Here is a 14,130-nt window from a genome sequence, read left to right as displayed (position 1 = left end):
TCAGCCTCCGAACTCGTAGGTCTTGGCCGCGTTCGTGATCTGCTGGGCGTCGAAAGCGTTGAACGCCGGCACGAACTGGTTCGTGACGATCTGGTCGGCCTTGAAAGCGCTCGGCGTGAGTTTCGTGGTGACCGAGAAGTCGCTCCACGCCTTCACCCCGTCCTCGGGGAAGGATCCCCAGTTCTTGTGGCCGGACGGGTCGCCGCTCGTGAGATAGGTGGTGCGCAGCGCGAGGATGCGCTTGTTGTCGGCGATCTTCTTCTTCTCGGGGACGCCGGGGACGTTCGTCTTCGGATAGATCTTGTACATCATCTTGATGGCGGCCTCGGGGTTGGCGGTGGCGAAGACGTTCGCCTTGGCCATCGCCCGCCCGAATCCCTCGATCACCTTCGGGTTGGCCTGCATGAACGACTGCTTCGCGGAGAATCCGGTGGAGAACAGCCGCTTCCCCAGCGGGGAGTTGAAGTAGCGGAGCTTCGCGCCGAGGTTCTCCATCGCCGCGTACTGCGAGTCGAACAGCATCAGCGCGTCGATGCGCTTGCTCTGCATCGCGTGGTAGGCGGCGGCCTCCAGCCCGACCGACACGAACTGCACGTCCTTGTCGGGGTCGAGGCCCTGCTCCCGCAGCAGCGCCTTGGCCAGCGGGATCGTGCCGCTGCCGAGGCTCTGCGCGCCGATCTTCTTGCCCTTGAAGTCCTGCCAGCCCCGGATCGGGCCGGCGTCCTCGACGGCGAAGCTCGCCACCTGCGACCGCGCCCAGTTGAAGAACATCCGCTGGTCGGACCTGTTCGTCACCGCGTCGGGGATGAGCGACTGCGGCACCGGCGCGGCGATGTCCAACTGCCCGGCGGCGACGGCCTGGATCGCCTGGGTCGAACCGGGCGTGAACGTCGTCTCGACCTTCAGGCCCTCCTCCTTGAAATAGCCGAGATAGCGGGCCACGGGAATGGCGGCGAAACTGGAGTTCATCGCCTTGATGGCGAGCGCGACCTTCACGGTGCGCAGGTTCTCGCCCTTCTCCTTGGAACCCGAGTCGCCGCCGCCGCAGCCGGCCGCCACGAGCGCGGCGGCGACCAGCGGAAGCGCCACGCGAAACGCAAGAGAGCCCGACCTACGACGTCTCATCGTCGTCTTCCTTCCACAGTTCAGGCCGCGGTGTCGGGGACCAGGAGAATCCGCCCGGTGGCCGAGCCGCTCTCCAGGATCTCGTGGGCCCGCGCCGCCTCCGACATCGGCAGCGTGTCGGTCACCACCGGGGTCACCAGGCCCCGTTCGATGAGCGTCAGCACGTCTTCGAGCTGCCGCCGCGTGGTGCTGGCGGCGGAGTGGATCGTGATGTCGCGGCCGCGCCAGCCGACGAGGTCGACCTCCACCGGCGGCGGCACCTTCTGCACCTCGCCGACCAGCACGAGCCGGCCGTGCAGCGCCACGGTCTTGATGCTCGACAGGAACGAGGCGGCGCCGACGTTCTCCAGGACGATGTCGCAGCCCCGGCCGGCGGTGGCCTCCATGACGTCCTTGCTGTAGTCGGCGCCCCGCTCGACCAGCAGGATCTCGTCCGCGCCCGCCTGCCGGACCGCCTCGACCTTCTCCGGCGAGGTCGTCTGCGCGACGACCCGCGCGCCGGAGGCCTTGGCGAGCTGGATCGCGTGCAGCCCCACGCCGCCGCCCGCGCCGGTGACCAGCACGGTCTCGCCGATCTCCAGGTGCGCGACGTCGCGCAGCGCGTTGAGCTGGGTGCCGATGGCGCAGGACGCGATCGCGACGTGCGGGGAGGTGATGCCCGGCGGCACCTTCACGAGGCTGCCGTCCGACACCGCGACCAGCTCGGCGTAGCCGCCGTTCAGCCCGATGTCGCCGAGGAACACCTTGCGCGGGCAGCGGGTCTCGCGGCCCGTCCGGCACTCGCGGCACTTGCCGCACACGCGCTGCCGCTGGTTGGCGACGACCCGGTCGCCGACCGCGAAGTCCACGACGGCGGCGCCGATCTCGACGACCTCGCCGACGACCTCGTGCCCGGGGATGATCGGGAAGCCGGTGCCCTGCGCACGGTCGCCCCGGCGGACGAGCACCTCGTGCATGCACGCGCCGCACGCCTCGACCTTCACCACGCACTCGTCGGGCGCGGGCCTGGGCGGCTCCATGTCCGTCCACGTCATGACGCTGGGCGGTCCGGTCTCCCTGGCGACGATGGCCTTCATGCGCGCTCCGTTCCTCTCGTCATCTCTCGTCGGCTCGGTCCCACGCGGCGTCGACGAAACGACCGCCGTCGGCGGGGAAGTTCTGGCTCCAGTCGCGCACCGCGAACAGCGAGGCGCCCGCGCGCACGCGCGGGGTCAGCGTCGTGGCCTCGCGCAGGTCGCGGGCGGCGGCGGCCTCGGCGACGCGGGCGGCGTCCTCCAGCGGGACGACCGCGACGCCGTCGCCGTCGGCCACGACCAGGTCGCCGGGCCGGACGTAGGCGCCGCCGCACACGACCGGGACGTTGCCCCACCCGGTGCGCGTCTTGCCGGTCGCGGCCGGGGTGACGCCGAGCGCCCACAGCGGGAACCCGACCCGCTCGATGTCGGCGATGTCGCGGGCGTGCCCCTCGATCACCGCGCCCGCGAGCCCCCGCGCGGCGGCGGACTCGCTGACGTTGGCGCCCCACACGGCCGAGTCCACGGGCCCGTGCTGGGACGTCCACACGAGGAAGTCGCCCGGCCCCGCCACCTCCAGCATCGCGTGCAGCGTGAGGTTGCTGCCGGACAGGTCGAGCGCGGTGACCGCGCGGCCGACCGCGCGGGTGCCGGGCGCCAGCGGGCGCACCCCGCGCAGCAGGTTGCGCTGCCCCATCGCCTCGTGCACCGACGCCACGGCCAGGTCGTCGTAGGCGCGCAGGACCTCCTCGCCCGGACGCGGCGCCCGGGTGAACACCGTGCCGCGCGGATGCAGCCTCGTCGGCCCGCCCGTCCGCTCGCCGGAGGTCATTCGCCCTCCAGCGGGAAGCCGAACAGCTCGGCGGGGTTGGCGACGAGGATCCGGTGCCGGGTCTTCTCGTCCGGCGCGATCCGCGCGATCAGGTCGACCAGCACCCCGTCGTCGGGCATCTCGCGGACGTTCGGATGCGGGAAGTCACTCCCCCACAGGCAGCGCTCGGGCGCCTGCGCGGCGAGCAGCGCGGCCAACCCGACCGCGTCGTCGTAGGGCGGGCCCCCGGCCGAGAGCCGGTCGGGCGCGCTGAGCTTGACCCACACGTTCCCGGTGTCGAGGAGCCGCCGCAGCGCGCCCACCTGCGGGCCGTCCAGCCCGGTGCGCAGGTCGACCCGCGCCATGTGGTCGATCACCACGGGCGGGCCGCCGGCGCGGAGCGTGTCGAACAGGTCCACGACCGTGTCGCCCGCGATGTGGAACGCCATGTGCCAGCCGTGCGGGCGGACGAGGCCCGCCACCGCGCGCACCTCGTCCGGCGTCGGGCTCGGCCCGAGGTGCGGCATGAACTGGAGCCGGACGCCGCGCACCCCCGCCTCGTGCAGGCCCGCGACCTCGGCGGAGGTGGAGCTCGCGGTCAGCAGCGCGACGCCCCGGTACCGGTCGGGGTCGCCGCGCAGCGCGTCGAGCAGGGCGGCGTGGTCGGTCCCGTGCGCGGCGGACTGGACGATGAGCGCCCGCTCGACCCCCATCAGGTCGTGCCTGCGGCGCAGGTCCTCCTTGGTGACGTCGGGCGTGTCGTACGCCCGGTCCTCCGGGTAGGGGAAGACGTCGCCGGGCCCGAAGATGTGGCAGTGCGCGTCGCAGCTCAGCGGCGGCAGCGCCAGAACGGGAGCCGTGGGGTTCGGATGCGGCGGGGCGGCGAGCCTCCTGCCGCCCCGCGCCGCCTCATGGGAGGTCATGGGACTCGTTTCAGCCGGACGGATGTCAGGGAAGGAAGGTTCGCCTGTCGCACGTTTGTGCGCCAGTTGAAGCGAGTGTGCATGACCGAGCAGGGGCGGTCAAGGGGGTGCGCCCGCCCCGGACGCGAAAGCGCCGCCCCCACCTCGCATGGTGCGCGCGTTTGATGACGATGACAACACCTAGTCGCGAACCGTCTGACCGGCACCTTTTCGGGTCCCCCGAACCGGACGACCCTGGGGGCATTTCCCCAGCTCGATCCGCTCTCACGGCGACATGGCCGATCGGGCGCCCACCGGCCGCCGTGAAGGAGGGCCGGAAGTCAACTGTTGACTTCATCAACAGCAGTAAGGAGACTGTGCTCACCCGCCGCGATCATCCGCTCAGGGAGGTCCCGGACATGCCGCCCTCGACACCCCCACCGGTCTCCCCCGCGCCGCCGCGCGCGGGCGCGTCGCGCCCCCGCGCCTAACCCCACCGGCCCCACCGGCTTCTACCGGCCCCACCCTGTCGACCCGCCCCGTCGGCCCACCCCGCACCGGCTCATCCCACGGCTCGGCCCCTCTCCGCCGAGACCGCCCCACCCCCTACGGGAGCGCTCTGAGGTCATCGACCCCTGCCCTAAGGAGAAGCCCGACATGACCCCTGGAATCGACCGCCGCCAGGTCCTGCACGGAGCCGCGGCCGTGGCCGCCGGAACGGCCGCCGTAGGAGTGCTGCCCGCCGGGACCGCGCACGCGGACGGCGAGCGGAGCGGCGACGCCGACCTCGTCATCCACAACGGGAAGGTGCTCGTGCTCGACGAGCACCTCCGCGAGGCCGAGGCGGTCGCCATCCGGGACGGGCGGATCCTCGCCGTCGGGCGGGCCCGGGACATGCGCCGCCACACCGGCCGCCGGACGCGGCTGCTCGACGCGGGCGGCGGCACGGTCCTGCCGGGGATCAACGACTCGCACCTGCACCTGGGCTCGCACGGGCTGAGCGTCCCGCCGTTCAACGTCGACGTGGACACGAGGACGATCGAGGAACTGGTCGCCGCCATCCGCGCCGCCGCGGGCGCGGCGTCCACGCCGGACTCGTGGATCCGCGGGCGCGGCTGGCAGGAGCTCGTGCTGCCCCGCGCCCCGGTCGCCGCCGACATCGACCCGGTCTCGGGCGGCCATCCGGTGATCCTCAACGACTTCTCGGGGCACGCGACCTCGGTGAACACCGCCGTCCTGCGCAAGGCGGGCATCACCCGCGACACCGTCCCGCCGCCGGGCGGGGTCATCGACAGGGACGCGAACGGGGAGCCGACGGGCGTCCTGCGGGAGACGGCGCAGGGCCTCGTCCGGAACGTGGTACCGCCGTTCACCCGCGACGAGCGCTCGACGGCCATCGACGCGGCCATCGCCCGGTTGCACTCCAGGGGCGTCACGAGCCTCACCGAGCCGGGCATCGACCTCGACACGCTCGCGCTCTACGCGGAGAAGGCGCGCGCGGGCGGGCTGCCGATGCGGATCACCGCGCTGCTCGGCAGCGGCACCGGGCCGCGGACGCTCCGCGACGTCCTCGACCGGTACCGGCCGTCGCGGGACGTCGATCCCCGCGTGCTGCGCGTCGCGGGCGTGAAGATCTTCGCCGACGGCATCCCCCGGTTCCGGACCGCGTGGATGAACAAGCCCTACCTCGACGGCTCCAACGGGCGCCTCACCATCGACGGCGCGACCGCCGGCGAGCAGCTCGCGAACCTGCACGAGATGATCGGGCTGGCCTCGCGCGCGGGCCTCCAGGTCGGCACGCACTCGTGCGGCGACGCCACCACCGACGCGGTCGTCGCCAGGTACGTCAGATCAACGCGGCACCGCGCCGACCTGCGCCACTACGTGATCCACTGCAACTTCCCGTCGGCCAGGACGCTGCGGACGATGGCGCGCCACGACATCGGCGCGAACCTGAACGCGGAGATCCTCTACCTCCAGGGCCGCGTCCTCGAAACGATCATCGGCCGCGAGCTGACCGAGTACCAGTGGCCCTACCGCAGCGCGATCGGCTCGGGCGTGCATGTCACGTCCGGGTCGGACGCGCCGGTCGTGGAGCCGCACTGGCTGCGCGGGGTGATGACGGCCGCCCTGCGCGAGGGCGCGGACGGAAGCGTCGCGGGGCAGGCCGAGCGGATCACGGTCCCGCAGGGCCTCGCCACCTACACCCGCGAGGCGGCGTGGCAGGACCACGCGGAGCGCTGGAAGGGCACGCTCGAACCGGGCATGGCCGCCGACGTCTGCGTCCTCGGCGGCGACGTCCTTCGGGTCGACCCGCACGACCTCGCCGACCTCCCGGTCACCACGACGCTGCTCGGCGGCCGGGTCGTCTACGAACGGCCCGCCGCGGGCGCGGCGCCCGCCGCGTTCGCGGGCGCCGGGAAGCACGGCCGCGACTGCTCTGACGGCGGGAGGTGCTGCTGCGAACTCTCCAAGGAGATCAGCGGCACCTGACCGCGCATGACGGCCTCCCGGCCGCGCGGGCCGGCAGGCCGGTCATGGGCGGTGGCCGTCAGGAGATCCAGCCGTTCTCGCGCGCCTCGTCGAGCACGCGCTCCCCCTCGCGGGTGTCGAGCATCTCCAGGCCGCGGACGGCCCAGAAGCGCAGCGACTCGTCCATGCTCTCCAACTCGTCGCGGAACACCCGCAGCGCGCTCGGCGAGCGGGCCTCGGCGATCAGCTCCAGCAGCCAGCAGCGCAGGCCGTGGTCGTCGCGCTCGGCCGCGAACTCGGCGATCAGCTCCTCGACATAGGCATCGGCGTGCTCGCGCAGGAAGTCGAACGCGTCCTCGCTGACCTGGGGGTCACTCTTGCGCATGAGCTGCATGGCCTGATCGAACCGTCGCCGCGACATACCCCGACACTACGGCCGGGCGCCGACACCCTCCACGGCCGGCTTCAGAACCTCCTCGCACCACTGGCGGAAGGTCGTGGGGGTGGACGAGCCGGGCGTGCGCGGCGCGGCGTTGTCGAGGCCCGCGTTCTTGGCCGCCATCATCTCGACCATGCCCTCGGCCATCGCCTCGGACATCCCGTGCGCGAGCAGCCCGGCCCGGAACGTCTCCGCCGGGACCTCCTCGTAGCGGACGGGCCGCCCCAGCACCTCGGACATGATCCGCGCCATGTCGTGCATGGTCAGATCCTCGGGGCCGAGGACGGGAACGTCCGCATCGCCGGTCCAGGTGGTGTCGCGCAGCAGCCCGGCGGCGACGGCGGCGATGTCGCGGGTGGCGCAGGCCGGGACCTTGCGGTCGCCCAGCGCCATTCCGGAGAACACTCCCCGGCCGGCGATCGACTCCGCGTCGCGGAGCAGGTTGTCCATGAACGAGGGCATCGCGAGCGCGCGGTAGGCGACGCCGGTGGAAGCGATGAGGTCGTCCATCGCCAGCGACGCGGACACGAGCCCGGCCTTGCCGGTGACGCCGCGTCCGAGGGCCGACACCCCCACCACGCGCCGGACGCCTCGCGCCACGATCGCCTCGCACGCCGGACGGGTGAAATCCAGATAGGCGGCGGCGAGGCTTTCGGTGCGATAGTCCGGCGGTACGAGCCAGAAGACCGAGTCGGCGCCCGTGAACGCCCGATCGACGACATCGCGGTCGCCGTGCGAGCCCGCCACGACCTCGACGCGGGCGCGGACCCGCGGCGCCAGGCGGGACGGGTCGCGCGCGATCACGCGCACCGGCTCGCCGGCGGAAAGGAGAAGGTCGATGAGCTGCCGCCCGATCTGGCCGGTCGGCGCCGTCACCACGATCACGATTACCTCCGAGGGGTGAAAGGATAATTGCCATTTCGGAACTGCCATCGCATGGAATGGCGATCCCGTGGAAAGGCAAGGCCAGTCAACCCGGCGGCGCGGCCGACCTGAAGGACCGATCCGATCGCGATTGATACCCTGGCGATATGAGTGATCTGGAGGTGCGGCAGCTCCGCTACTTCGTCGCCGTGGCCGAGGAGCTGCACTTCGGGCGCGCGGCCGACCGGCTCGGCATGGCGCAGCCGCCGCTGTCGCGCGCGATCCGGACCCTGGAGCGCCATCTCGACGTGCGGCTGCTGGAGCGCACCACGCGCAGGGTCGAGCTGACCCCCGCCGGGGAGGCGCTGCTCCGCGACGCCCGGACGGCGCTCGACGCGGTCGCGGCGGCCGACCGGCGCGCCCGCAACGCCGGGCGCCCCGCGCCGAGCCTGCGCCTCGCGCTCAAGGCCGACTACGACGCTGGGCTGCTGCCCCTGATCCTCGCCGCGTACCAGCCGCACGAGGCGGCGCTGCCGGTGGAGCTGACGCTGGGCGGGCGCGGCGACCAGGACCCCGCGCTCCGCGACGGCCGCGCGGACGTCGCGATCCTGCCCGCCCCCTTCGACCGGCACGGCCTGGACTCCGAGCCGCTGCTGACCGAGCCCCGCCTGGTCGCGATGGCGGCGGGCGACCCGCTGGCCGCCCGCGCGTCCCTGCGCCTGGCCGACCTCGCGGGCCGGTCGCTCCCCGACGGCACGTTCGCCGACATGGAGGGCCGCCCGTCCGGCCGGGAGGGGGCCGGGATGTCGCCGCCGCGCGGGGCCCGCTCGTGGGACCTGGCGCAGATCTTCAACCTGGTCGAGCTGGGCGACATCATCTGGTTCCTGCCCGTGTCGCTCGCGCGGCGCTACCCCCGGCCGGGCATCGCGTACCGGACGGTCGCCGACCTCGCGCCGTCCGAACTCCACATCGCCTGGCCGCGCGACTGCCGTTCCAGGCCGGTCGCCGCGTTCGTCGACGCCGCCATGACCGTGGCCGCGGCGTCATTCCCGCGCATCGACGGCCGACCCCGGATGACCGGCTGAACGGAGAAGAACAGTTCCCGGTGGCGGACGAGGGGTCCGCCACCGGGAACGGTTAATCCCGTCTGCCTGTGGTCAGCAGTACAGGTTGTCGCCCGGCGGGACGTTGAGGAGCTGGGTGAACTTCTTGTAGGCGTTCACCCTGCTTTCCACCTGGCCTGGATTGCCGCCGTTGCATTCCAGGCCGCCGTTGATGCTGCGGATCGTCTCACCGAAGCCGCGGCCGTTGACCATCGCCTCGTGCGGGGTCATCGTGCCGGGGCCGTCCTGGGTCATCCAGTACCAGAGCGCGGTCTTCCAGGCCACCGCCGCGTCCCGCTCCACCAGGTAGGGGTTGTTCAGCAGGTCGATGCCGAGCGCGTCGCCGGCGGCCTTGTAGTTGAAGTTCCAGCTGAGCTGGATGGGGCCGCGCCCGTAGTAGGCGGCCTGGCCGGCGGGGCAGCCGTAGGGCTGGCTCCTGTCGCAGTAGTGCGGGTAGTTCCCGGTGTTCTGCTCGACGATGTAGACGAGGCCGCCCGTCTCGTGGTTCACATTGGCCAGGAAGGCGGCGGCCTCCTGCTTCTTGACGGTGTCGCTGCCGGTTCCCGCGAACGCGGGATATGCCTTGGCGGCGGTGGTCAGGCCGCTGTAGGTGTAGAAGGAATTGCGGCTCGGGAACATCTGCTCGAACTGCGTCTGGCCGACCACGAAGTCACCGGTCTGCGGGGGTTCCTGCGTTCCGCCGCAGGCGCCCTGGTCGGCCCAGACCATGTCCTGGCCGGGCGCCTGGTTCTGCGTCCACCATTTGGCCTTCCAGTTGTGTCCGTTGTAGGACACCCCGGCGCCGCCGGTGTAGACGGCCGAGGAGTTCCAGGGGGTCGCGCACTGCGCGGCGGAGGCCGAGGCGAGCTGCGGGGCGGCCAACTGCATTCCGGCCGCGAGCGAGAGGGCGGCGAGCGGTGCCAGGAATCGGCGCACCTGATCACGTCCTTCGGGGGATTCACGCGGCGGGGCGGTCCGCGTGTGGAGCGAGGGCGGGGGGCGGGGCGCGGAGCGACCTTCTTATAGGAAACTTTACTATCAGATCTTCCGACGTCAACCCTCTGCCCGGTACGTCCGCGTTCGCGGCCGTTCCCGGCCACCGCCCTCCGCCTTTGACCAGGGAAATCGCGATCAGAGGCGGGAATGGGTCGTGCGGAGCACGGAGAACGCCTCGACGAACTCGCCGTGTCCCGACGTCACGCCCCGGTACCGGTTGAGGCCGAGGGCCCCGTCGATCCACTCGTTGTGCGCGAGCTGCGAGGCGTAGGCGGCGAGCGCGCCGGCCTTCCGGTCGCGGACGGCCGTGATGTCGACGAAGACCGACGGGCGCGCGATCGGCGTCCACACCTCGAACTCGTAGACGACGGCGGGCGGCTCCTCCAGCGCGGGCCCGGCCTCCGGCAGGATCGGGTAGGCGGAGATCCACCGGGCCTCGCGGGCCAGCTCGGCCGCCACGCGGTGCGCCGGGTCGTCCTCGTCCGCGTGCGGCGCGTACACGATGCCGGGACGGAACTCGCGGAACACCGCGACCAGCTCGGTCAGCAGCGCGCGGTCGGCGGTGAGCTGCGTCTCGGGCGCCGACAGCGTGGAGATGCCCGCGACCCCGAGCCGCCGCCCGGCCTCCCGCGCCTCCGCGAGGCTCGCGCCGCCGAGCCCGCTCAGGTGGACGACGTGGACGAGGTCGCCCCGGTCGGCGTGCAGGCTGATCGTCCCGCCGCAGCCGATCGCCTCGTCGTCGCGGTGCGGGCTGACCACCAGCACGCGGGCCTGCACGTCGGGGCTCATCCGGGCACCGTCCTCACGTCCTCGGTCCGATCGTCGTCGCCCGCGGCGCCGCCGTCCGCGCGGTCCGGGCCCCGCTCGGCGAGCGCGGACCAGAACCGGAGCTGGTCGGCGTAGTGGACCAGCTCGGCCACGGCCGCCGCCTCCATCCGCGCGTGGTGCTCCCGCCAGGTGCGACGGAGGGTCTCCCCCGCCCGCTCGGCGAGGGCGTCGCCGTAGGCGCGGATCTCCGCGTGCGGGGACCGGCGCGCCCGGCGGACGTCGGCGCGCAGCTCCGCCCACAGGGCGTGCCCGAGCGCGGGCGGGACGATGCCGCCGCGTCCGGCGCGTCCGGCCACCGCGTCACCGGCGGCGCGCAGCCAGGCCGGGTAGCCGGGGTATGCGGGATCGCCGGGCGCCGCGCCGACCTCGCCGAGCGCCTCCCGGGACGCGTGCAGCAGCGGCCACAGCAGCTCCTCGCGGAAGAGGTAGGACGACAGCTCGCCGCGTCCGGAGTCGGTGACCTCGCCCCGGTCGTGCCACAGGCCCGTCCCGGCGACGCAGCCGGGGACGCCGAGCGCGGCCATCAGGTCGCCGACCGCGATGTCGACCAGCCGCGCCGAGGTCGCCCACATCGTCGGCGGGCCCGGCGTGCGGCGGGCGGGCAGCCCGAGGACCGTTCCGAACGCCGACGTCCAGCGCCGCAGCGACACCGTCGGCGGCGGGTCGGCGAGCAGGCGCCGCATCGGCAGCCCGCCCGACAGCAGGCTCCGCCGAGCGGGCTCCGGGGTGCCGGGGTCGAGCGCGAGGTGGTGGCTCGCGCGCGCCCGGAAGTCGGGGTGCCCGCAGGTGTGGAAGTGCACCATCCCCGGGAGCGGGTGGCTCGCGGACGAGGCCGGGCCGAGATGGGTGAAGTCGGTGTCCTCGTAGGTGACCGTGTGGGTCTCGTGCGGCCTGGCCTCCAGGGGCGCCGCGTGGGCGAGCCGGTCGATCACGTGCAGGACGTCCACGGGCTGCGGTCTGACCGGCGCGGACGCGCCGTCCATGACGTCGACGAACGGGCGCGGGCCGCCGCCGGGCCGGGCGGGGGTCGTCGGCGCCCAGGGCGTCGCGTCCTGTTCGAGCCAGACGATGTCGCGGCCCGCGAACGCGGCGAAGACCGCGTTCGCGGTGCCGGGCAGCCCCGGGGCGAACGTGCGCTCGGCGCACGCCCGCGGGGCGCCGTGGACGGCCATGCGGCGGCGGAACACCTGTTTCGCCCCGAAGCGGCCGTCCGCGTTCCACTCCCCGAACCGCGTCACCCGGAACCCGGACTCGCGCCGCGCCCGAGCGCAGACGGCGTCCAGTTCGCGCGCCGCGTCCGGGGTGGGCGCGTCGTCGGCGACGACGATCCGCAGGCCGCCGTGGCCGTGGCGCAGCATGACCTCGCAGTGCGCGGCGAGGGCGGCGCGGACGTCGGCGGCCCGTCCCGCCGTGGGCAGGACGATCAGCGGCTCCGCGCCGAGCCGGGACCGCTCCCGTGGCGGGCGCCCCGCCAGCAGCGCGTACTCGGCGGGCGAGACACCGCGCGCCGCGCCCGTCCAGCGGAGGCCGACCGGGTGCTCGTCGCGGGCGGTCAGCGTGCCGTCCGGCGCGCGGACGACGCTCAGCCGCGCGGCGAGCCGGACGTTCAGCACGCCCAGCAGGTCGGCGAGCGCCGCCGCGTCCCGGCCGGTCAGCGGGAGCGCGAGGCGCAACCCGAGGAGGAACTCGAACAGCTCCCGGGGGTCGCCGCCGAACGCCGCCGCGAGGCCGCCGCGCGGGCGGACGCCGAGGAGCCCGAGCGCGACGGCCCGGCCCTGCGCGCGGACGTCCCGCCACCGGCCGATCACTCCGGCACCCCGCCGAGCACCGCGACGGGATCGCGGCCGCCGAGGAGGTCGCCGGCGTAGCACTGGAGCTGGACGAGCGGCTCGATCACGGCGACGTCGCCGAGCGCCGGTTCGCCGGGCAGGCCGCTCAGGTCGCGCACGTCGGACGCGGCGGCGCAGCACAGCAGCAGCCGGACGACGCCTCCCGCGTCGGGCCTGGCCGGAGGCGGGGTCAGCAGCGCGCGGTGCACCCGTGTCTCCGCCCCGGGGTCAGCCGACCGCAGGACGCGGACGGCGGCCTCCGCCGCCTCCGCCAGCTCCCACTCGCCGTAGCGGCGGACGAGGTCGAGCCAGGCCGGGGCGCGCTCCGCCGCCGCGCGGTCGGCGAGCCCCGCCATCCGCGCCACCGCCGGGTCAGGCACCGGACGGCCCCTCCGGCCACTCGACGACCAGGTCGTCGCCGTCGAACCGCGCCGGGACGACGTCGAGGTCCGCGCAGGCGGGCCCGTAGACCGCGCGGCCGTCCCCGGCACGGAAGGTCGAGCGGTGCCAGGAGCAGATCAGCATCCCCTCGACCAGGTAGGCGTCTTCGAGGGGGCCGCCGCGGTGCGGGCACAGCGCGCCGTGGACCACCGGCCGCCCCCCGGCCAGCCGGGCGACGTAGGGCCCGCGCGCGGTGTCCAACCGCACGACGCCCTCCTCGGCCAGCCGTCCGCGCAGCCCTTCCACCCTCATGCGGTCTCCTTGGACGGCGGGGTGCCGGGCGCCTCGTCCAGCCAGCCCGCGTGCGAGCGCCACAGCAGCGAGCCGTCCGTGCGGGCGGCGTCGAAGAAGGCGAGGACCACGCGGCGGACCTCGTCCATGCCGAGGCTGCTCGGCGCGGGGACCTCGGCGGGCGAGTACAGCTGGAGCAGCGGCGTCGCGGTGGCCGGTGACTCGCAGAACCAGGTCCCGTCACGTTCCAACATGTTGAGTTCGCGCGCGAGGAGATCACCCCGGACACGCGGACCGGGACGCCGCGACCGCAGATCGACGAAGTTCTCGTACCGGAAGCGGAGGCTGTGCCGGCCGTCGGCGCGGAGCCGCAGCACGTGGCCCGCGTCCGTGCGCGCGTGGACGGCGTACTCGTGCAGCGGCTCGGCGGTGTCCTCGAAGACCGCCAGGTCGCCCCGTTCCTCGATCTCGACCGGTGAGCGCATCGAACGTTCCACGTCCTCCCACTCGGCGGCCCAGCCGTCGCGCCAGGCACCGGGGTCGAGCAGGCACTCCTCGGCGACCTCCAGCATCCCGGCGAACAGCGCCGTCGTGGCCTGCCCGACCGACCGGAACTCCGTCGCGGCGCTGATCTCGCGCTCGGCCGCCAGCAGCGCCAGGCACGCGCGCACGGGCTCCTCGCCGGTGTGGACGTCGAAGTCGCCGCACAGTGCCGTCCGCGCGAGCAGGTCGCGGTGCCGGGCCGTGAAGTCGGGGCTGACCAGGCACAGGACGCTCAGGAGGCCGTCCACGTCGTAGTGGTCGCAGGTGACCGCGCTCGCGTCCGCGAGCAGTTCCGCCCGCTCGGCCTCCGGCAGCCCGAGCAGGCGCAGGACGGACTGGGTGCTGACGTCGTCCTTCAGGTGGGCGGGGGTCCGGTTGCCCGGCCAGTGGCTGAGTTCCAGGACGGTGCGCGGGGTGCGGAGCCCGTCGACGAACACGTGCGGCCGGTCGTCGAGACCGGGGCCGAAGGGGACGTAGGGCAGCGCTCTCATCGGTCCCCCTCCGGCGGGCGATGGCGGGGGCCGGGAGCGGCG

Annotated in this window: 14 protein-coding genes; 2 read left to right on the top strand and 12 right to left on the bottom strand. The window is 73.8% G+C overall.

What is annotated here, in order from left to right; all coding sequences use genetic code 11:
• Genes GNZ18_RS18790 through GNZ18_RS18775 form a run of 4 tightly spaced genes read right to left on the bottom strand, consistent with a single transcriptional unit; the run spans position 1 to position 3,872 of the window.
• The gene (locus GNZ18_RS18790; RefSeq protein ID WP_173390820.1) at positions 1 to 1,089 is read right to left on the bottom strand and encodes an ABC transporter substrate-binding protein; all 1,089 of its coding nucleotides are present in this window, start codon (positions 1,087 to 1,089) and stop codon (positions 1 to 3) included.
• 56 nt (positions 1,090 to 1,145) lie between these two features.
• Positions 1,146 to 2,201 (bottom strand): alcohol dehydrogenase catalytic domain-containing protein, encoded by a 1,056-nt coding sequence (locus tag GNZ18_RS18785; protein ID WP_156217801.1) that lies wholly within the window; start codon positions 2,199 to 2,201, stop codon positions 1,146 to 1,148.
• A 19-nt stretch (positions 2,202 to 2,220) separates the two neighbouring features.
• Positions 2,221 to 2,970 (bottom strand): RraA family protein, encoded by a 750-nt coding sequence (locus tag GNZ18_RS18780; protein ID WP_156217800.1) that lies wholly within the window; start codon positions 2,968 to 2,970, stop codon positions 2,221 to 2,223.
• Positions 2,967 to 3,872 carry an amidohydrolase family protein gene (locus GNZ18_RS18775; RefSeq protein WP_156217799.1) on the bottom strand — a complete coding sequence of 302 codons (906 nt, stop codon included), beginning with the start codon at positions 3,870 to 3,872 and terminating at the stop codon, positions 2,967 to 2,969. Before GNZ18_RS18775 ends, GNZ18_RS18780 begins: the two co-directional genes overlap by 4 nt.
• A gap of 636 nt (positions 3,873 to 4,508) precedes the next feature.
• Here GNZ18_RS18775 and GNZ18_RS18770 point away from each other — a divergent pair.
• The gene (locus tag GNZ18_RS18770; protein WP_156217798.1) at positions 4,509 to 6,344 is read left to right on the top strand and encodes an amidohydrolase; all 1,836 of its coding nucleotides are present in this window, start codon (positions 4,509 to 4,511) and stop codon (positions 6,342 to 6,344) included.
• A gap of 58 nt (positions 6,345 to 6,402) precedes the next feature.
• Here the strand turns inward: GNZ18_RS18770 and GNZ18_RS18765 are convergent, their stop codons facing one another.
• Together GNZ18_RS18765 and GNZ18_RS18760 are read right to left on the bottom strand one after the other, a co-directional pair.
• The gene (locus GNZ18_RS18765; protein WP_216651358.1) at positions 6,403 to 6,744 is read right to left on the bottom strand and encodes a HEAT repeat domain-containing protein; all 342 of its coding nucleotides are present in this window, start codon (positions 6,742 to 6,744) and stop codon (positions 6,403 to 6,405) included.
• Between the two features lie 9 nt (positions 6,745 to 6,753).
• Positions 6,754 to 7,647: an NmrA family NAD(P)-binding protein gene (locus GNZ18_RS18760; protein WP_216651357.1), complete on the bottom strand. Its 894-nt coding sequence runs from the start codon at positions 7,645 to 7,647 to the stop codon at positions 6,754 to 6,756.
• Positions 7,648 to 7,793: 146 nt separating this feature from the next.
• Between GNZ18_RS18760 and GNZ18_RS18755 the strand changes: the two genes are divergently transcribed.
• A complete protein-coding gene (locus GNZ18_RS18755) occupies positions 7,794 to 8,711 on the top strand; it encodes a LysR family transcriptional regulator (protein WP_156217796.1) in 918 nt (305 codons plus the stop codon).
• Between the two features lie 72 nt (positions 8,712 to 8,783).
• On the opposite strand, the gene GNZ18_RS18750 is transcribed toward GNZ18_RS18755, so the two are convergent.
• The 6 genes from GNZ18_RS18750 to GNZ18_RS18725 all read right to left on the bottom strand — a co-directional run bounded on the left by GNZ18_RS18750 (position 8,784) and on the right by GNZ18_RS18725 (position 14,088).
• On the bottom strand, positions 8,784 to 9,665 hold the full coding sequence (locus GNZ18_RS18750) for a glycoside hydrolase family 19 protein (protein ID WP_312874602.1): 882 nt from the start codon (positions 9,663 to 9,665) through the stop codon (positions 8,784 to 8,786).
• A 195-nt stretch (positions 9,666 to 9,860) separates the two neighbouring features.
• Positions 9,861 to 10,514: a PIG-L deacetylase family protein gene (locus tag GNZ18_RS18745; RefSeq protein WP_156217795.1), complete on the bottom strand. Its 654-nt coding sequence runs from the start codon at positions 10,512 to 10,514 to the stop codon at positions 9,861 to 9,863.
• Positions 10,511 to 12,361, bottom strand: coding sequence for a hypothetical protein (locus GNZ18_RS18740; RefSeq protein WP_156217794.1), 1,851 nt, complete (start codon positions 12,359 to 12,361; stop codon positions 10,511 to 10,513). Before GNZ18_RS18740 ends, GNZ18_RS18745 begins: the two co-directional genes overlap by 4 nt.
• Positions 12,358 to 12,762, bottom strand: a complete 405-nt coding sequence (locus GNZ18_RS18735; protein WP_156217793.1) for a hypothetical protein — start codon at positions 12,760 to 12,762, stop codon at positions 12,358 to 12,360. Before GNZ18_RS18735 ends, GNZ18_RS18740 begins: the two co-directional genes overlap by 4 nt.
• Positions 12,755 to 13,075, bottom strand: coding sequence for a Rieske (2Fe-2S) protein (locus GNZ18_RS18730; RefSeq protein ID WP_156217792.1), 321 nt, complete (start codon positions 13,073 to 13,075; stop codon positions 12,755 to 12,757). The genes GNZ18_RS18735 and GNZ18_RS18730 overlap by 8 nt, the downstream gene beginning before the upstream one ends.
• Positions 13,072 to 14,088 carry a DUF6687 family protein gene (locus GNZ18_RS18725; RefSeq protein ID WP_156217791.1) on the bottom strand — a complete coding sequence of 339 codons (1,017 nt, stop codon included), beginning with the start codon at positions 14,086 to 14,088 and terminating at the stop codon, positions 13,072 to 13,074. Before GNZ18_RS18725 ends, GNZ18_RS18730 begins: the two co-directional genes overlap by 4 nt.
• Between the last annotated feature and the right edge of the window lie 42 nt (positions 14,089 to 14,130).

The organism is Actinomadura litoris (assembly GCF_009733595.1).
GTDB classification, from domain to species: domain Bacteria; phylum Actinomycetota; class Actinomycetes; order Streptosporangiales; family Streptosporangiaceae; genus Spirillospora; species Spirillospora litoris.
This window is presented reverse-complemented; position numbering and strand designations above follow the sequence as displayed.